The organism is Streptococcus sp. HMSC072D07 (genome assembly GCF_001814835.1).
GTDB lineage: Bacteria > Bacillota > Bacilli > Lactobacillales > Streptococcaceae > Streptococcus.
Window position 1 is genome coordinate 668 of sequence record NZ_KV818053.1, and the last position, 19,244, is coordinate 19,911.

Consider the following 19,244-nt stretch of genomic DNA (forward strand, 5'->3'; position numbering starts at 1 on the left):
GACTCACTTGCGCTTACTGATGCGGATTGACTCGAGCTGACTGAGGCTGACTGGCTAGCGCTAACTGAAGCAGATTGGCTTGAACTTACTGAGGCGGATTGACTCGAGCTTACTGAGACAGATTGGCTTGAGCTTACGGACGCAGACTGACTTGCGCTCACTGATGCTGATTGACTTGCGCTCGCTGAAGCGGATTGACTTGCGCTCGCTGAGGCGGATTCGCTTGAACTTACTGAGGCGGATTGACTTGCGCTCGCTGAAGCGGATTGGCTCGAACTTGCCGACGCAGATTGACTAGAGCTTACTGAAGCGGATTGACTCGAGCTGACTGAGGCAGACTGGCTAGCGCTGGCTGATGCGGACTGACTTGCGCTTACTGATACGGATTGGCTCGAGCTGACTGAGGCTGACTGGCTGGAGCTTGCTGAGGCAGATTGGCTGGAGCTCGCTGACGCGGACTGGCTCGAACTCGCTGAAGCTGATTGGCTGGAGCTTACAGATGCTGATTGGCTGGCACTTGCTGAAGCGGATTGGCTCGCACTCACTGAAGCTGACTGGCTCGAGCTTACGGACGCTGATTGACTTGAGCTTACGGATGCGGATTGACTGGCACTTACTGATGCAGACTGACTAGCGCTCGCTGAGGCTGATTCGCTTGAACTTACTGAGGCTGATTGACTTGCGCTCGCTGAAGCTGACTGACTTGAGCTAACCGATGCAGATTCACTGGAGCTTACTGAAGCTGACTGACTTGCACTCACTGACGCTGACTGACTCGAACTTGCCGACGCAGATTGACTAGCGCTCGCTGAAGCGGATTGACTGGCACTTGCAGACGCTGATTGACTGGCACTCACTGAAGCTGATCGACTCGCACTCAATGAAGCGGACTGGCTCGAACTTACAGATGCTGATTGGCTCGAACTTACTGAAACAGATTGACTAGCACTTACTGAAGCGGATTCGCTGGCGCTTACTGAGGCTGATTGACTCGAACTTGCAGATGCAGATTGGCTCGAGCTTACTGAAGCGGACTGACTAGCACTTACTGAGGCTGACTCACTTGCACTCAATGATGCGGATTGGCTAGCACTCGCTGAAGCCGATTGACTCGAACTTACTGATGCTGATTCGCTTGAACTTACTGAGGCAGACTGGCTTGAGCTTACGGACGCAGATTGACTAGCACTCACTGAGGCTGACTGGCTCGCACTCACTGAAGCGGATTGACTCGAACTTGCCGATGCGGATTGACTCGAGCTTACTGAAGCAGATTGGCTGGAGCTTACGGACGCTGATTGGCTCGAACTTACTGATGCTGATTGACTTGAACTTACTGATGCTGATTGGCTAGCACTTACCGAAGCTGACTGGCTCGAACTTACTGATGCTGATTGGCTCGAACTCGCTGAAGCAGACTGGCTATTACTTACTGAAATTGACGCTTGATTTGGCGTGATTTGCCCATTAAATGTATCTGAAACCAAACCATCCACAGTCGTACTTGCAGTCACTGGTCCACTTGGAAGTCGTCCTCCATTGCGATCATATACTTTCTTCAAGTCAGTTGCAGTAAAGGTTACACTGGTAGAACTCCCCGTTGCTTGTTTGGTGAATGTTTCCCCTGCAATTGTAAGAGTAACAGTCCCACCTGGAGTCACTCCATCTACCGTAATCGCTTGATTTGTGAGACCACCTTTTTCGTTAAGGAAACGTTCCTCAATTCTAGGTGTCTGAGGGCGAATCTCAATCGGAATCTCTACTTCATCCGTACTTCCATCTGGATAAGTTACTACTGCAGTCAAAGTATGCCGACCAGCAGACAAATTCGTATTGGTTCCAGATTTCCAAGTATAGGTTGTTCTAGTTCCCTTAGTAATTCCTGTAGTAGGTAATTCTGGCGTCCCTGTAGCATTCGTGATGTACTGACTGGCTTCACCAACAGAAACAGTCCCTGAATTGGCCGTTAGAGTAAAGTTTCGATTCACCTCAGCATTGATAGCTGGTTCGTACTTTTCAGACTGAGCATGGACTTCAAATTGAATTGCGGCAGGGTTGGCTGTTAAATCTTTTACAAGACCTACGTCAGTAGTATTTCCGCTAAAATTACCTTCCTGATCATAGGTGAAAACATAACGAGTCCACAAACTATTTACTGCTTGATTTTTTCCAACAGAACCCGTGATTGAAACGGTGAAAGGATTTGATGCTGTAGCATTTCCATCTTTGGCTAGTTTATTTGTCGGAACAATCATGCTGATACTTTGACCATTACTCGTAGTGAATGAGACAACAGTTGAAGTAGCCGGATAGGCCGCGGGAACAGCAGTAGGAACAAATTTTGCATGTTCAATTCGACCACTGTTATCAGTAAACTCAATGGTCGCAGAAAAATTTTCTTCTCGATAAATTTTAAATTTTTGTCCTTCTAGAATTGCGCCACCTGTAACGGTTATTTTCTGAAGTTCTGGCTTCTCTGTATCCCTAGCAGCTCTGAAGCTAGCGGTATTTGAAGCTTTGGTCAAAGCTTGTCCGTTTCTGCTGTCACGAAGTCCAGAGTTGGCACGTAACACAGCATTTGCAATGCTATTTCGAGCTTCTGTAGCTTTTTGTAGGATAGTGGCAAGGTTAGAAGCCTCCCCTTTCAAGGCCTCTGCTATCTCATTCTTAGCTAGACTAGCCTTGGCAATTGCCTCATCCGAGTTTGGAAGTCCCTGAGCTTGAGCTAGAAACTGCCCAATCTCAGCAGACAAGGCCTCTAATTTCTTCCGTTTTTCTTCACTTTGCTTTTCTGTCAAGGCTACAGAAGTCATTGTGAAACTCGATTCAGCCGTCACACCTTCATTCTTTACACGACCAGACCGACTTTGAGGCAAGGATTCTGTAGAAAAATCAACTGCTTTTAATTCTTTTGAAGGTTGTGATTCTTTCACTGTCTCCCGAGCTGACTCACTTGCTTGGTACTGACTTTGAACACCAACTGAAGCTCTCTCTGACAGATTACTATTCGCTTGATTTTGTGTTCCAAGGGATTCACTTGAACTAGCAGTTACACTTTGACTGTTTGCCAAAGATTGACTAGTAGAAGCAGATTGGCTCATCGACTGGCTCACGCTAGAAGAGCTTGAGGCACTGATAGACTGACTTGTAGAGGCAGATTGACTGGCGCTCTGCGAATTGAATTCTGACAATGACTGGCTTTGACTGGTAGACAAAGACAAGCTAGCAGCATCTTGATGATCCTGTGTCGTCCCTAGCACTACTGAATCTCTCGTCGCCAGGGTATCTTTTGATTCGACAGTCTTTTCAACAGCGACTGCATCATTGGCATAAACACGCGTTTGCGTCGCAGCAAAACCACCTAAGATCGTCCCCGTAGCTGCTATCCCTTTCAAAACATCCAAGCCAGTCAACTTCTGACCTTCTTGCTTTTCAACCATTTCTGTCATTACTTGGCTCGTATCCGCACTTCCACGCATCACCTTAAATAAGCCAAAAAGGGAAGTCGAGGCCCGTAGCCAATGCTTCCCTGATTTGATTAATTTGAACCGAGTTACACGGTCTGTTTCTCTATATTCACCCTTCTGGCGTCTAAAAAACATGTTACTTCCCTCTATATGAAAAAGAATTTATTCACCTATAAAAACTATCTCCTTATTATATACCAAATATACCTACAATTCAATATCTATAACTTACTCTGAAGAAAGAAAATGATTTCAAAAATAACTTTATTTCAAAACTATTCTGTTTTTTCAATATAATCTTCATTTTATTATTCTGTTAATATATTTTATTTATTCTTTAACCATTTCTATATGCTTTAAAAATTGAGCAAATAATTCCAATCACTCAGGGAATTGATTTTTATTCAAAATATAGAAAAATCCACGAATCAAAAACATTCAAGGACTTTTCTTACAACGCATTTAAGAAAAATGCCATACTAATTAATAGCCTTAATCTACGACACTGAGTTTTACAAATCGATTTCATTTGTAAAACGTGGTTACGACGGAAAAATCCACGAATCGATAATATTCGTGGATTATTCCTAGTGAAGCGTTTAGGTAAGCCGATTTTACACTACGACACGGAGTTTGGCAAATCGATTCTATTTGCCAAACGAAGTTAGTGGGGCAGTTAGCTAGACCACTCACTACCCGTTACGACGTAAAGTTTTACGAATCGATACTATTCGTAAAACTTTACTAGTGGAGCGCCTAGCCAAGTTCCATAGAAACATGGCGTTAGTTACTTAGATTGTTACACAATCAAGTAACTTTGGCGATCTACATCTTCTCCTCCAACTCTACGTCTGGATACTTGTCCGCAAACCAGCGAAGGGCAAAGTCATTTTCAAAGAGGAAGACTGGTTGGTCAAAGCGGTCTTTAGCCAAGATATTTCGGCTTGAGGACATGCGCTCGTCCAAGTCCTCAGGCTTGATCCAACGAACGGTCTTTTTACCCATTGGGCTCATGACCACTTCTGCATTGTACTCGCCTTCCATGCGGTGCTTAAAGACTTCAAATTGGAGTTGTCCGACAGCCCCTAGCATGTACTCGCCTGTTTGGTAATTCTTATAAAGCTGAATGGCTCCCTCTTGCACCAATTGCTCAATCCCCTTATGGAAGGATTTTTGTTTCATGACGTTCTTAGCAGAAACTTTCATGAAAATTTCAGGGGTAAAGGTTGGCAGTGGTTCAAACTCAAACTTGTTTTTTCCAACCGTCAAAGTGTCTCCAACCTGATAAGTACCGGTATCGTAAACCCCGATGATATCTCCTGCCACGGCATTGGTCACATTCTCACGACTTTCCGCCATAAACTGGGTGACATTAGACAGTTTAGCCCCTTTACCAGTACGAGGTAGATTGACACTCATACCACGCTCAAATTCACCCGATACGATACGAACAAAGGCGATACGGTCACGGTGACGAGGGTCCATGTTGGCTTGGATTTTAAAGACAAATCCTGAGAAATCCTTGTCATAAGGATCCACAATTTCGCCATCTGTTTTCTTGTGTCCATGTGGTTCTGGAGCAAACTTAAGGAAGGTCTCAAGGAAGGTCTGCACCCCAAAGTTAGTGAGAGCTGAACCGAAGAAGACCGGAGTCAGTTCTCCTGCAAGAATAGCTTCTTCTGAAAACTCATTCCCTGCTTCTTGCAACAGTTCGATGTCGTCCTTAACCTGAGCGTAGAAAGGATTGCTTCCAAAGAGCTTATCCCCTTCTTCCAGACTGGCAAAACGTTCATCCCCTTTATAAAGTTCCAAACGTTGGTTATAGAGGTCATACAAGCCTTCAAAGGCTTTCCCCATCCCGATTGGCCAGTTCATAGGATAGCTCGCAATGCCAAGGACTTCTTCTAGTTCTTGCAAGAGGTCCAGTGGCTCACGACCATCACGGTCTAGCTTGTTCATAAAGGTAAAGACTGGAATGCCACGGTGCTTCACAACCTCAAACAATTTCTTGGTTTGGGCCTCGATACCCTTGGCAGAGTCCACGACCATGACCGCAGCATCCACCGCCATCAAGGTACGATAAGTATCTTCTGAGAAGTCCTCGTGTCCTGGTGTGTCGAGGATATTGACGCGCTTGCCGTCGTAGTCAAACTGCATAACAGATGACGTGACCGAAATTCCACGTTGTTTCTCAATATCCATCCAGTCAGACTTGGCAAAAGTCCCTGTTTTCTTTCCTTTAACCGTACCAGCCTCACGAATCTCGCCCCCAAAATAGAGCAACTGCTCCGTAATGGTTGTCTTACCCGCGTCCGGGTGGGAGATGATGGCAAAGGTACGGCGTTTCTTTATTTCTTCTTGAATAGTCATAAGTTCTCTTTCTTTGATTCTCTATTTTTAGTTGTTTCAGTTGCTAAGAATGATGTTTACATTGGATTGTACTATTCCTTTCAACTCTTCATTATATCGGATTTTGGGGAGTTTTTCAATTGCTCATCCAATGAAAAGGCAAGCTAGAGTATAGATTTCACCTGATTTCTCTTTTTCCACCGTTTCTTAAACAAGATATCAAAAAGAACAAGAGCCAGTGAAAGGATGACCGACACAAGGAGGTACTTTATCCATAGAGGAGCATTCGAGATAAACGGGGTATCTCTTAAGAGACCATAATTTCCACCCGTTACCTGATTAACCCCAACTAAAAAGAGGTTGAGAATAAAGGTATAGGCTACAATCATATACTTCTTAAGCAAGGTCTTGTCATAGTGATTCATCAAGTAAATCAAGGAATTCACTAGAAGGGCATAGTGCCCAATCAAAAATGAAAAACTGGTGATATGGGGGAAATCATAGGGGTCAAAAACCGGGTAAACCAAGGCAAAGACCGCTCCACTTGCTCCTAAGAGGGCAAAATATTGCTTGCTCCGCCATTTATCTGGCAAGAAAACCACCGCAAACATAGCCAAACGGCAATGGTAAAATGGAAGGCTATTAGAAAATGGAATTCCAAAACCAACATACCAGCTATATAGGGCTAGCAACTGGAGGATCTGAATCCCCTTAAACAAGCGGACAAATTTCGAATTTTTGTGATAAACAAGTGCTCCATAAATACAAAGCACTAATAGGATCATCATAATCCCATACCAAAAGAGGGAAATGGGAGGAGGAACCGTTTGAGATCTGGTGATAAATTGATGGAACATATTTCTATCCTAACTCTTATTTTTTCTATTCTCTAGTTTAACCATTATAGCGAATTAAAAGCGATTTTTCAATTTCTATTTCTTTTCAGTTTGGCTCCCTTATTTATAGGAAATTATGGTAAAATAGAACAGACTAAAAATCATCATTTCACGAAAGGATGCAAGATGAAAATTACGCAAGAAGAGGTAACACACGTTGCCAATCTTTCAAAATTAAAATTCTCTGAAGAAGAAACTGCTGCCTTTGCGACAACCTTGTCTAAAATTGTTGACATGGTTGAATTGCTGGGCGAAGTCGACACAACTGGTGTCGCACCTACTACAACCATGGCTGACCGCAAGACCGTACTCCGCCCTGATGTGGCCGAAGAAGGAACAGACCGTGACCGCTTGTTTAAAAACGTACCTGAAAAAGAAAACTACTATATCAAGGTACCAGCTATCCTAGATGATGGAGGAGATGCCTAATGACTTTTAATAACAAAACTATTGAAGACTTGCACAATCTCCTTGTCTCTAAGGAAATTTCTGCAACTGAATTGACACAAGCCACGCTTGAAGATATCAAGTCTCGCGAGGCAGCTATCAACGCTTTTGTCACTATCGCTGAAGAGCAGGCTCTTGCTCAAGCTAAAACTATTGATGAAACTGGAATCGATGCGGACAATGTTCTTTCAGGGATTCCACTTGCTGTTAAGGATAATATCTCTACTGACGGTATCCTTACAACTGCAGCCTCAAAAATGCTTTACAACTACGAGCCAATCTTTGATGCGACAGCCGTTGCCAATGCAAAAGCTAAGGGTATGATTGTCGTCGGAAAGACCAACATGGACGAATTTGCCATGGGTGGATCCGGTGAAACTTCTCACTACGGTGCGACTAAAAATGCTTGGGACCAGACCAAGGTTCCTGGTGGTTCATCAAGTGGTTCTGCCGCAGCCGTAGCCTCAGGACAAGTCCGCTTGTCACTTGGTTCTGATACCGGTGGTTCCATCCGCCAACCTGCTGCCTTCAACGGGATCGTTGGTCTCAAACCAACCTACGGAACAGTTTCACGTTTCGGCCTCATTGCCTTTGGTAGCTCTCTAGACCAGATTGGACCTTTTGCTCCAACTGTTAAAGAAAATGCTCTCTTGCTCAATGCAATTGCTAGCGAAGATGCCAAAGACTCTACTTCTGCTCCTGTCCGCATCGCTGACTTTACTTCAAAAATCGGGCAAGACATCAAGGGAATGAAAATTGCTTTGCCTAAGGAATACCTTGGTGAAGGGATTGACCCAGAGGTTAAGGAAACCATTCTGAATGCCGCTAAACACTTTGAAAAACTTGGTGCCATCGTCGAAGAAGTCAGCCTTCCTCACTCTAAATACGGTGTTGCCGTTTACTATATTATCGCTTCATCTGAAGCTTCCTCAAACTTGCAACGCTTTGACGGTATCCGTTACGGCTACCGCGCAGATGATGCGACTAATCTTGATGAAATCTATGTAAACAGCCGTAGCCAAGGTTTCGGTGAAGAGGTAAAACGCCGTATCATGCTAGGTACTTTCAGCCTTTCATCAGGTTACTATGATGCCTACTATAAGAAAGCTGGTCAGGTCCGTACCCTCATCATCCAAGATTTCGAAAAAGTCTTTGCGGATTACGACTTGATTTTGGGACCAACTGCACCAAGCGTTGCCTATGACTTGGATTCACTCAACCACGATCCCGTTGCCATGTACTTGGCTGACCTTTTGACCATCCCAGTCAACTTAGCTGGTCTTCCAGGAATTTCTGTTCCTGCTGGATTTGCTCAAGGTCTACCAGTCGGTCTCCAATTGATCGGTCCTAAATACTCTGAGGAGACCATTTACCAAGCTGCTGCTGCCTTTGAAGCAACAACAGACTACCACAAACAACAACCTGTGATTTTTGGAGGTGATAACTAATGAACTTTGAAACAGTCATTGGACTTGAAGTCCACGTAGAGCTCAACACCAATTCAAAAATCTTCTCACCAACTTCTGCTCACTTTGGAAATGACCAAAATGCCAACACTAACGTGATTGACTGGTCCTTCCCAGGAGTTCTGCCAGTTCTCAATAAAGGGGTTGTCGATGCCGGTATCAAGGCAGCTCTTGCCCTCAACATGGACATCCACAAAAAGATGCACTTTGACCGCAAGAACTACTTCTACCCTGATAATCCAAAAGCCTACCAAATTTCTCAGTTTGATGAGCCTATCGGTTATAATGGTTGGATTGAAGTCGAGCTAGAAGACGGTACGACTAAGAAAATCGGTATCGAACGTGCTCACCTAGAAGAAGACGCTGGTAAAAACACCCACTGTACAGATGGCTACTCTTATGTTGACCTCAATCGTCAAGGGGTGCCATTGATTGAAATCGTATCTGAAGCCGACATGCGTTCCCCAGAAGAAGCCTATGCTTATCTAACAGCTCTCAAGGAAGTCATCCAGTACGCTGGCATTTCTGACGTTAAGATGGAAGAAGGTTCTATGCGTGTGGATGCCAACATCTCCCTTCGTCCTTATGGTCAAGAGAAATTCGGTACCAAGACTGAGTTGAAAAACCTCAACTCCTTCTCAAATGTTCGCAAAGGTCTCGAATACGAAGTCCAACGCCAGGCTGAAATCCTTCGCTCAGGTGGTCAAATTCGCCAAGAAACACGCCGTTACGATGAAGCTAACAAGGCAACCATCCTCATGCGTGTCAAAGAAGGTGCTGCAGACTACCGCTACTTCCCTGAACCAGACCTACCACTCTTTGAAATCTCAGATGAGTGGATTGAGGAAATGCGCACTGAATTACCAGAGTTTCCAAAAGAACGTCGTGCGCGCTACGTATCTGACCTTGGCTTATCAGACTACGATGCTAGCCAGTTGACGGCAAACAAAGTCACTTCTGACTTCTTTGAAAAAGCTGTTGCACTCGGTGGTGATGCCAAACAAGTCTCTAACTGGCTCCAAGGTGAAGTTGCTCAGTTCTTGAACGCCGAAGGTAAGACACTGGAACAAATCGAATTAACACCAGAAAACTTAGTAGAAATGATTGCCATCATCGAAGACGGCACGATCTCTTCTAAGATTGCCAAGAAAGTCTTTGTCCATCTGGCTAAAAATGGCGGTGGCGCGCGTGAATACGTGGAAAAAGCAGGCTTGGTGCAAATCTCTGATCCAGATGTCTTGATCCCAATCATCCACCAAGTCTTTGCGGATAACGAAGCTGCCGTTGCCGACTTCAAGTCAGGTAAACGCAACGCAGACAAGGCCTTCACAGGATTCCTTATGAAGGCAACCAAAGGCCAAGCCAACCCACAAGTCGCCCTTAAACTGCTTGCACAAGAATTGGCTAAGTTGAAAGAAAGTGAGTAATTTACTCTTTATACACTTTTTTCTACTTTTAAGACGAGAATGAGACAAGGAGAATAAATGAACAAATTTTTACGATTGCTATTTGTCTTAGTCATCATCGCTATGTTAGGCGCTTCTATACTACAAATTTTCTTTCCATCGTACATGGGAAGCCACTCCGGGTACGGAATATCTGCTGGTTGGCAACGAGAAATTGGAATATGGAATTTAGCTGTATTGATTATTATTCTCGCTATCAATATTAAATACGATTGGTTCTATCTACGAATCGCACTTCTTGCTCTCATTATTGGCGGAATTGGAATAGGAACAAATCACTTACTCAATTATATGGAGTATCACTCTCCTGTAAATGCTATCGGTGCTTTTGAAAATTACTTGCTAGCAATAGGGTGGATTGTGGGATGGCTCATCGAGCGCCATTCCATAAAGAAGCTAAATGCTAGTAAATAACGCCTAGTATATCTTAGATTATTTTAAAGGTTATTAATAGTTTAATAATCATTCGAATTCAGAATTCTACCTTTTCAATCATATAGTTAGGAGACACATGAAAAAGTTTTACGCTCTTTTAATGACCTGTTTATTACTTGTTTTTCTATCCGTGCCTCAAATCGTTGATGCAGGTGTCGGGCATTCCAGAAGTGGAGGGAGCAGCCGCAGTAGCAGCCGCTCAAGTGGAGGTGGAAGTCGTTCTGGCGGATCATCCTACCACTACTACCGCTCTGGATATGGATCATCCTCTGACAGTTCTGCTAGCTCTCCCTATTTAGGATTTATGTTCATATTAGTCGGAGGAATCATACTAGTTGTTATCGTCAAATCCTTGCGGAATAAGTCTGGAGATTCGAGTTCAACCTACACTAGTAATGATTCTCAAACGCTCCATCGTCGAGTTGAACACAACACACTGGCCATTAGTCGTGTGAAATATGGGGATCCAAACTTTGACGCGGTAGCCTTCACATCTTGGGTTAAGGAAGTCTACCTTAAATTGCAGGTTGCCTGGACTGAGAAAAATTGGAACTCTGTCCGCGCTTTGGAAAGTACCAGTCTCTACTCCCAACACAGTACCCAACTTGAGGACCATATTCGATCTAAAACAACTAATGTTTTAGAGAAAGTTTGTATCGAAAATGTTCGCATCAAGGAGTTCATTGAAAATCCTGACGGAAACGATACCTTAGTGGTGATTCTGTCATCTACCTTGCGGGACTATGTCATTGACGATGAGACTCGCCGTGTCATTGAAGGAGACCCTAAAAAAGATCTCTTCACCGTGTATCAATTAAACTTTATCCGTCAACACGGTAGCCAAACGCAAGCAGTCAATCCAGACCAAGTTGTGAGCGACCACTGTCCAAACTGTGGCGCCCCTTTGAAAATCTCTGCAGTTAGCGAGTGCGACTACTGTGGTGCCAATCTCTCTCGCAGTCCAAACCAATGGGTACTGGATACCTATGATGTTGTGGATGAAGACGAGCTTTATAATTAGGAGGAATTATGGGATTTATACGTGCAGCCTTATCAGCAGGCTTAAATAGTTTTAATGATAGTAAATTCAAGGAAGCCATCGTCCTTCCAGACAATGTCTCTGGCGACGCCTTGGCCATCAAGGGACAATTACTCACTAAAGACCCCGATGGACGTTCTCGTCACAGCAATCAAAATACTGGACTCTTGTCGGATGGCAGTGTGGTTATCGTTCCCCAAGGCTATACCGCTGTTTTGGTAAACAACGGTACCTTCCTTGGTGAAGTCCTCGAAGCTGGTAGCCACGAATGGCAAGCTGGTGATAATGCCTGGCTCCTTGAAAAAGGTGGTTTAAAAGGCACTTGGGAAAGCTTTAAAAACCGTTTCTCTTTCGGTGGACAAGTCATCACCCAACAAGAAATTATTTTTATCCGCATGCAACCTATTGCAGGTAATAAGTTCGGCACACAAAACGCGGTCGAATACTTCAGCGAACGTTACCAACAGCTGCTTAATATCCGTTTCTATGGCTTGTTTGATGTAAAAATAGCAGATCCAGTCCTCTTCTACGTGAGTTCTGTTAGCCGTCAAATTACTGACGGACAGCCATTTACTCTCCAAGATGTAGCTCAAGGAACGCTCCGTCAAAATATCGCACCAAAAATCGCGATTGCCATTGCCAAATATACCAACGAAAACAAGGTTGATATCTATAGCCTCAATGCCAACCAAGACACCTTTAACGAACTCGCTAAACAAGAGGTCAACAAGGTTTGGACAGGTCTCTACGGGATTGAAGCAACCAATATCTTGCTTGAAGACCTCAGCTACGACCAAGAAAGTCTTGATATCGTTCGCAAGCTTGATAGTGAGCTCGTGGCAATGAAGTACAACACGATTGAAATCGAAGAACGCCGTGCTCGTAACGAAGCGCTCATTGCTGCAGCTGCTAACGAAGGAAATGGCAATGGGATGAACATGTTTATGGGTATGAATCTTGGCCAAACTCTCGGTGGTCAACTAAGCCAACAAGTCCAAAATCAAGCACCGGCTCAAAACACTGGGCAAACTGCCAGCAAGAATTTTTACATCGAAGTCGATGGAAAATACGTCCTCGTTACCAAAGACGAAGATGGAAATATCGTACCAGTCAACTAATTAAGCTCCTTTTGACATTTGAGTAATGTTGTCTTTTATGGTACAATAAAGAGTAAATTATTTTATTAAAGAGGTAAAAACATGATTGAAGCAAGTAAATTAAAGGCTGGTATGACCTTTGAAACAGCTGACGGAAAATTGATCCGCGTTTTGGAAGCTAGCCACCACAAACCAGGTAAAGGAAACACCATCATGCGTATGAAATTGCGTGATGTCCGTACTGGTTCTACATTTGACACAAGCTACCGTCCAGAGGAAAAATTTGAACAAGCTATCATCGAGACTGTCCCAGCTCAATACTTGTACAAAATGGATGACACAGCCTACTTCATGAACACAGAAACTTACGACCAATACGAAATCCCTGTTGTCAACGTTGAAAACGAATTGCTTTACATCCTTGAAAACTCTGATGTGAAGATCCAATTCTACGGAACTGAAGTGATTGGTGTTACCGTTCCTACTACTGTCGAATTGACAGTTGCAGAAACTCAACCATCTATCAAAGGTGCTACTGTTACAGGTTCTGGTAAACCAGCAACGATGGAAACTGGACTTGTCGTAAACGTTCCAGACTTCATCGAAGCAGGACAAAAACTTGTTATCAACACTGCAGAAGGAACTTACGTTTCTCGTGCCTAATCTCTAGAAAGAGGTCATTCTATGGGAATTGAAGAACAACTTGGCGAAATCGTTATCGCCCCACGTGTACTTGAAAAAATCATTGCTATTGCTACTGCAAAAGTAGAGGGTGTACACTCTTTTTCAAACAAATCAGTGTCTGATACCCTTTCAAAACTTTCTCTCGGCCGTGGTGTTTATCTTAAAAACGTGGACGAAGAGCTCACAGCAGATATCTATCTCTACCTTGAGTACGGAGTAAAAGTTCCTAAGGTAGCTGTTGCTATCCAGAAAGCTGTTAAAGATGCCGTCCGCAATATGGCTGATGTAGAACTCGCTGCCATCAATATCCACGTTGCAGGTATCGTCCCAGATAAAACACCAAAACCAGAATTGAAAGATCTATTTGACGAGGACTTCCTCAATGACTAGTCCACTATTAGAATCTAGACGCCAACTCCGTAAATGCGCTTTTCAAGCTCTCATGAGTCTTGAGTTCGGTACGGATGTCGAAACTGCTTGTCGTTTCGCCTATACTCATGATCGTGAAGATACGGATGTGCAACTTCCAGCCTTTTTGACAGAGCTAGTTTCTGGTGTTCAAGCTAAAAAGGAAGAACTAGACAAGCAAATCACACAGCATTTAAAAGCAGGTTGGACCATCGAGCGTTTAACACTCGTGGAGAGAAACCTCCTTCGCTTGGGAGTCTTTGAAATCACTTCATTTGACACCCCTCAGTTAGTTGCTGTTAATGAAGCTATTGAGCTTGCAAAGGACTTCTCAGATCAAAAATCTGCCCGTTTTATCAACGGACTGCTCAGCCAGTTTGTAACAGAAGAACAGTAAACAGAAAAAGTGTTTGATAGATATCAAACACTTTTTTCTTTGCCTCCTACTATCTAAAAAAATGGTAATAGACATAATTATAAACAAAAATCCAGATGGGTTTTGCATAAATGAGAAAGTTGAAAAAACTATGGCACAGGATGGTGATTTTTAGGTTCTTTGTCCAACGGTAGACAAGGGCATAGAAAAGACCGCCTAAACTATAAATAATCAAACTGATAGGATCTCGATGAGTTAGGATCAAATGACTAAGTCCAAAGATAAGAGCAGATAGGATAACATCCAGATAGTACTTGGACTGGGGGAAAAAGGTATTCATAAAGTACCCTCTATGAATTAGTTCCTCTAATATAGGTCCGACGATTACTGTTAAACTAAAACTGAGAACAGTTGATAGAAAAGTTGGTTGCCCATTGGAGTATAGAATCGAAAGAAGGTCTTGAAAGATATACTTGTTATCAATTAGGTGATGAAACTGTAACTGAAAAGCATCCACCAATTGACGATCAAAATAAGTAGCCACTAGACCAACTACAAGGTAAAAGAATCTTGACTTCTTTGAACCCTTTTTTTCAAAAATATAGAGCATCTCTTTCTTTTTGAGCCAGTAGATAAATAATAGCAAAAGAGCTATTACTTCAACTGTTAAAAAGATAGAATAGCCATCTATCCCCCATCCTAAAAACTTAGTTAGATGCATAATCCCTAACTCTGGTAGATAAACCGATAGAAATATCAGTAAGATATATACTCCTAAATGCCCTAGTTTTTTCATACTTACCCCTTTAAATTATTAGAATATTAAGGTATAATTCCGTTACCATAACCAGTCATTCTAGTACGTATTGTACTCGAATCAGTTGCAATGCTGTAAGCATAAGGCCAACTCCAATAATAATCATCAACCAACCAAATCATGCCACCACCTGAAACTTGTTCTAAGTCCTCAGATGAAAGAACTGTAAATGTTTCTGTACCTGTCATACCAAGTAGCTCCTTAAAATAAATTTTTGTAAGCTTACATCTACAGTACATATCTTTTTGTCTATTTTATAGTCTATCTCCTCAACTGTCAATTTTTCATCCTAAATGGTAGCTTTACTTATTGAGAAGTAAGAAATTGATAAAAGAGATTTCTCTATCTTCCCATTAAATTAGAAAAAAGTGTTTGACAGCTATCAAACACTTTTTCTTTACTTCCTACCATCTAAAAATCAAATAATAAATATAAAATAAAATCGACGGAGCATAGGGAATAACATTATAGAAACTATGACAAACAATGGTAAATCGAAGACTACCCGTAACTCGATAAGCGACTGCAAATAGAAGACCAAGAATACTATACATTAGGAGACTGATGGGATCACGATGGGATAGAACTAAGTGACTGAGCCCAAAGATGAAAGAAGACAAGATCACATCCAAATAAAACTCCGACTTCGGAAAGAAGGTATTCATAAAATAACCCCTATAGATTGTCTCCTCAACAACAGGTACAATCGAAATGTTGAAGATTAAAAATATAAGACTTGATAGAGTCGTTTCTCTTCCGTTTAAGTAAAGTTCTGAAAGAAGGTCTTGGAAAATAAAACTATGATCAATCAATCGAATATTCTGCATTCTAAATCCATTTAAAAAAGAATAGATAAGAAAGCAAGCCACTAAGAAAGCGAGATAAGACCAGTGCCAACTCTTTTTCTCGAAGATAAAGAGCATCTTCTCCTTTTTCAACCACAAAACGAATAAAAAGAAAATAAGCAACACTTCTCCAACTAGGAAGATTATATAGCTGTCCATTCCTAAACCAAAGGTCCTAGCTAGAGTTATAGCTCCTAATGGCGTTAAATAAATGTACAGGAACATTAAAATCATACAGATTCCTAAATGTATTGTCTTTTTCATTCTTTCTCTCCTAATGCTAAACTCTCTATTTGGGGAATATAGGGGATAGACTATTGATTTGTTTTTCTTATTTATCTAGAGTATTCATGTTTATCCATGCTCCATTATCAAAATAGCTAGAACAAAATGTTCTAGCTTTTAAATTTTCTTAGTATTTTCTAAAGCGTTGGTAACGTTCTTCGATAAGTTGGTCGAGTGGTAGTTCTTGCAACCTATCTAGTTCTGCACGCAATTCATTTTTAACGCATCCTAGCAGTTCCTTACTGGAGAGACCTGCTTCTGAGATTACCTTGTCTACGATTCCCATTTCTAGAAGTTCATGTGAAGTGATTTTCATCAATTCCGCCGCTTCCATGGCACGACTTCCATCCTTCCAAAGGATAGAGGCAAAGCCTTCTGGACTGAGTACGGCATAAATCGAATTTTCCAGCATCCAGACACGGTCAGCAACAGCTAGTGCTAATGCACCTCCAGATCCTCCTTCGCCGATAATAATCGCGATGATTGGAACCTTGAGGTCACTCATTTCCATCAGATTTCGGGCAATTGCTTCACCTTGTCCACGTTCCTCGGCTCCAACACCTGGGTAAGCACCCGCCGTATTGATAAAAGTCACAACTGGACGGCCAAACTTTTCTGCCTGTTTCATCAGGCGAAGAGCCTTACGATAGCCTTCTGGATGTGGTTGCCCAAAATTTCGTTTGAGGTTGTCATGAAGACTCTTCCCCTTTTGGATCCCGACGACAGTTACTGCTTGGTCACCTAACCAACCAATTCCACCGATGACCGCACCATCATCGCGGAAAGAGCGATCTCCATGCAATTCGATAAACTCGTCAAAGATTCCATTCGCAAAATCAAGTGCGGTCAAACGACTCTGCTCGCGTGCCTCTCTGACTATTTTTGCAATATTCATCCGCGACTTCCTCCATGCAATCTCACTAATTTAGCAATTGTTTCTGGTAGTTCTCTCCGTTTGACAATTGCATCAACAAATCCATGTTCCAGCAAAAATTCTGCCTTTTGGAAGTCATCCGGCAAGGTCTCTCGAACTGTATTTTCGATAACACGACGCCCAGCAAAACCAACCAAACTCTGTGGCTCCGCTAGGATGATATCACCTTCCATAGCAAAAGAAGCGGTCACCCCACCGGTTGTCGGATCGGTTAAAATAGTTAGGTAAAAAAGTCCGGCCTTGGAATGACGTTGAACTGCCGCAGAAATCTTAGCCATCTGCATCAAGCTCATGATTCCTTCTTGCATACGGGCTCCACCAGAAGCTGTGAAAAGTACGACTGGCAACTTTTCAACTGTCGCATATTCAAACAAGCGCGTGATTTTTTCACCCACAACGGTTCCCATCGACGCCATGATAAAGTTGGAATCCATGATTCCAAGAGCAACTTTTTGTCCTTTGATGCTAGCTGTACCAGTCAGTACTGCTTCATCCAAACCTGTCTTTTCACGCATACTAGCAAGTTTTTTCTGGTAGCCAGGAAAGTTTAATGGATCTTGAGTTTCAATACCCGTAAACATCTCCACAAAGCTGTCAGAATCAATCGTCAAATCCAAGCGTTCCTGAGCTGAAATACGGAAAGTATAGCTACAATGGGGACAAATTCGTTCGCTCCCCAGATCCTTTTGGTAAATGGTGTGTTTACAACCAGGACACTGGGAGAAGAGTTCATCCGGAACCTCAGGCTTGGCTTGTGGTTTCTGCCTTACGGAACGGTTAGGATTGATCCGAATATACTTATCCTTTTTACTAAATAGAGCCATAACTCCCCCTTTTAGTTCTCATACTGTTTGAAAGTCTATTCTTTTTCTTGGTATTTTGGCAAGAAAGTTTCCATCAAGAAGGAAGTATCGTAGTCACCAGCGATAACTCGGCGGTCTGAAATCAGATCCAACTGGAAGTCTGCATTGGTTTGCACTCCTTCAATATCAAGTTCATAAAGTGCCCGTTGCATCTTCATAAGAGCGTCAAAACGATTCTCCCCATGAACAATGATTTTGGCAATCATACTATCATAGTAAGGAGGAATGGTATAACCTGGATAGACTGCAGAGTCTACACGCAATCCAACTCCTCCACTTGGAAGGTAGAGGTTGGTGATTTTTCCTGGGCTTGGAGCAAAGTTAAATGCTGGATTTTCCGCATTGATCCGGCACTCGATAGCATGACCTCGTAGGACAATATCTTCTTGTTTGAAAGGTAAAGGTTGCCCGGCAGCAATGCGAATCTGTTCCTTCACAATATCAACACCTGAAACAAACTCTGTGACTGGGTGTTCAACTTGAACACGAGTATTCATTTCCATGAAGTAGAAATTGCCACTCACTTCATCGAGTAGAAATTCAATCGTTCCTGCATTTTCATAACCTACAGACTCTGCTGCACGAACGGCTGCAGCACCAATTTCATGACGAAGGGTTTTGCCAATCGCAATGGACGGACTTTCTTCTAAGACCTTTTGGTTATTCCGTTGGAGTGAACAATCCCGTTCACCAAGATGGACAACATGACCCTCTTGATCTGCAAGAATCTGAACTTCGATATGACGAGCAGGATAAATCACACGTTCAAGATACATAGCGCCATTTCCAAAATTGGCCTTGGCTTCACTGGATGCTGTCTCAAAGGCTGCGACCAAGTCTTCTGCCTTTTCAACCTTACGAATTCCCTTTCCACCACCACCTGCTGATGCCTTAAGCATGACTGGATAGCCAATTTTTTCTGCAACCGCAAGTGCCTCTTCAGCCGTGTGAACTTCACCATCAGATCCTGGGATAACTGGAACTCCAGCCTTGATCATTTGCTCACGCGCATTGATCTTATCTCCCATGGTATCCATTACAGTTCCAGAAGGGCCGATAAACTTAATTCCCACTTCATCACACATAGTGGCAAACTTAGAATTCTCACTAAGAAAACCAAAGCCTGGGTGAATGGCTTCTGCTTCTGTCAAGACTGCAGCAGATAAAATCGCATTGATATTGAGATAAGACTCTGTCGCCTTACCAGGTCCGATACAGATAGCTTCATCCGCTAGGAGTGTGTGAAGAGCTTCCTTATCAGCAGTTGAATAAACTGCTACGGTCGCAATGCCCAATTCACGCGCAGCTCGGATAATGCGAACCGCAATCTCACCACGGTTGGCAATCAAAATTTTACGAAACATGGAGAA

The 19,244-nt window shown here is 42.9% G+C and carries 17 protein-coding genes and 1 pseudogene; 9 read left to right on the forward strand and 9 right to left on the reverse strand.

The window, feature by feature from the left end:
* The 3 genes and pseudogenes from HMPREF2991_RS03950 to HMPREF2991_RS03960 form a co-directional block, all read right to left on the reverse strand.
* A pseudogene (locus tag HMPREF2991_RS03950) lies at positions 1–3,602 on the reverse strand (accessory Sec-dependent serine-rich glycoprotein adhesin); the annotation flags it as partial.
* A 690-nt stretch (positions 3,603–4,292) separates the two neighbouring features.
* A complete protein-coding gene (locus HMPREF2991_RS03955; protein WP_000155103.1) occupies positions 4,293–5,837 on the reverse strand; it encodes a peptide chain release factor 3 in 1,545 nt (514 codons plus the stop codon).
* A 143-nt stretch (positions 5,838–5,980) separates the two neighbouring features.
* Positions 5,981–6,673: a YwaF family protein gene (locus tag HMPREF2991_RS03960; RefSeq protein ID WP_070567199.1), complete on the reverse strand. Its 693-nt coding sequence runs from the start codon at positions 6,671–6,673 to the stop codon at positions 5,981–5,983.
* A gap of 165 nt (positions 6,674–6,838) precedes the next feature.
* Here HMPREF2991_RS03960 and gatC point away from each other — a divergent pair, with 165 nt between their 5' ends.
* The 9 genes from gatC to nusB all read left to right on the forward strand — a co-directional run bounded on the left by gatC (position 6,839) and on the right by nusB (position 14,151).
* A complete protein-coding gene (gene gatC / locus HMPREF2991_RS03965) occupies positions 6,839–7,141 on the forward strand; it encodes an Asp-tRNA(Asn)/Glu-tRNA(Gln) amidotransferase subunit GatC (protein ID WP_000705412.1) in 303 nt (100 codons plus the stop codon).
* Positions 7,141–8,607 (forward strand): Asp-tRNA(Asn)/Glu-tRNA(Gln) amidotransferase subunit GatA, encoded by a 1,467-nt coding sequence (gatA, locus tag HMPREF2991_RS03970; protein ID WP_070567200.1) that lies wholly within the window; start codon positions 7,141–7,143, stop codon positions 8,605–8,607. Before gatC ends, gatA begins: the two co-directional genes overlap by 1 nt.
* On the forward strand, positions 8,607–10,052 hold the full coding sequence (gene gatB, locus HMPREF2991_RS03975; protein WP_070567202.1) for an Asp-tRNA(Asn)/Glu-tRNA(Gln) amidotransferase subunit GatB: 1,446 nt from the start codon (positions 8,607–8,609) through the stop codon (positions 10,050–10,052). Before gatA ends, gatB begins: the two co-directional genes overlap by 1 nt.
* A 57-nt stretch (positions 10,053–10,109) precedes the next feature.
* Positions 10,110–10,505 (forward strand): hypothetical protein, encoded by a 396-nt coding sequence (locus tag HMPREF2991_RS03980; protein WP_001031998.1) that lies wholly within the window; start codon positions 10,110–10,112, stop codon positions 10,503–10,505.
* Positions 10,506–10,602: 97 nt separating this feature from the next.
* Positions 10,603–11,547: a zinc-ribbon domain-containing transport protein gene (locus HMPREF2991_RS03985; RefSeq protein ID WP_000715061.1), complete on the forward strand. Its 945-nt coding sequence runs from the start codon at positions 10,603–10,605 to the stop codon at positions 11,545–11,547.
* A gap of 8 nt (positions 11,548–11,555) precedes the next feature.
* A complete protein-coding gene (locus HMPREF2991_RS03990) occupies positions 11,556–12,683 on the forward strand; it encodes an SPFH domain-containing protein (RefSeq protein WP_070567204.1) in 1,128 nt (375 codons plus the stop codon).
* A gap of 81 nt (positions 12,684–12,764) precedes the next feature.
* A complete protein-coding gene (gene efp / locus HMPREF2991_RS03995; RefSeq protein WP_000568640.1) occupies positions 12,765–13,325 on the forward strand; it encodes an elongation factor P in 561 nt (186 codons plus the stop codon).
* Between the two features lie 21 nt (positions 13,326–13,346).
* Complete coding sequence (locus HMPREF2991_RS04000; protein ID WP_000510584.1) at positions 13,347–13,736, forward strand: Asp23/Gls24 family envelope stress response protein; 390 nt, start codon at positions 13,347–13,349, stop codon at positions 13,734–13,736.
* Complete coding sequence (nusB, locus tag HMPREF2991_RS04005; RefSeq protein WP_000203659.1) at positions 13,729–14,151, forward strand: transcription antitermination factor NusB; 423 nt, start codon at positions 13,729–13,731, stop codon at positions 14,149–14,151. The genes HMPREF2991_RS04000 and nusB overlap by 8 nt, the downstream gene beginning before the upstream one ends.
* A gap of 49 nt (positions 14,152–14,200) precedes the next feature.
* Here nusB and HMPREF2991_RS04010 read toward each other — a convergent pair whose 3' ends face one another.
* The 6 genes from HMPREF2991_RS04010 to accC all read right to left on the reverse strand — a co-directional run bounded on the left by HMPREF2991_RS04010 (position 14,201) and on the right by accC (position 19,238).
* Positions 14,201–14,926 carry a CPBP family intramembrane glutamic endopeptidase gene (locus HMPREF2991_RS04010; RefSeq protein ID WP_070567206.1) on the reverse strand — a complete coding sequence of 242 codons (726 nt, stop codon included), beginning with the start codon at positions 14,924–14,926 and terminating at the stop codon, positions 14,201–14,203.
* Positions 14,927–14,952: 26 nt separating this feature from the next.
* Positions 14,953–15,135: a hypothetical protein gene (locus HMPREF2991_RS04015; protein ID WP_000148139.1), complete on the reverse strand. Its 183-nt coding sequence runs from the start codon at positions 15,133–15,135 to the stop codon at positions 14,953–14,955.
* Positions 15,136–15,351: 216 nt separating this feature from the next.
* Complete coding sequence (locus HMPREF2991_RS04020; protein WP_070567208.1) at positions 15,352–16,056, reverse strand: CPBP family intramembrane glutamic endopeptidase; 705 nt, start codon at positions 16,054–16,056, stop codon at positions 15,352–15,354.
* 148 nt (positions 16,057–16,204) lie between these two features.
* On the reverse strand, positions 16,205–16,972 hold the full coding sequence (locus tag HMPREF2991_RS04025; protein WP_070567210.1) for an acetyl-CoA carboxylase carboxyl transferase subunit alpha: 768 nt from the start codon (positions 16,970–16,972) through the stop codon (positions 16,205–16,207).
* Complete coding sequence (accD, locus tag HMPREF2991_RS04030; RefSeq protein ID WP_070567212.1) at positions 16,969–17,835, reverse strand: acetyl-CoA carboxylase, carboxyltransferase subunit beta; 867 nt, start codon at positions 17,833–17,835, stop codon at positions 16,969–16,971. The genes HMPREF2991_RS04025 and accD overlap by 4 nt, the downstream gene beginning before the upstream one ends.
* A gap of 35 nt (positions 17,836–17,870) precedes the next feature.
* On the reverse strand, positions 17,871–19,238 hold the full coding sequence (gene accC / locus HMPREF2991_RS04035; RefSeq protein ID WP_070567213.1) for an acetyl-CoA carboxylase biotin carboxylase subunit: 1,368 nt from the start codon (positions 19,236–19,238) through the stop codon (positions 17,871–17,873).
* Between the last annotated feature and the right edge of the window lie 6 nt (positions 19,239–19,244).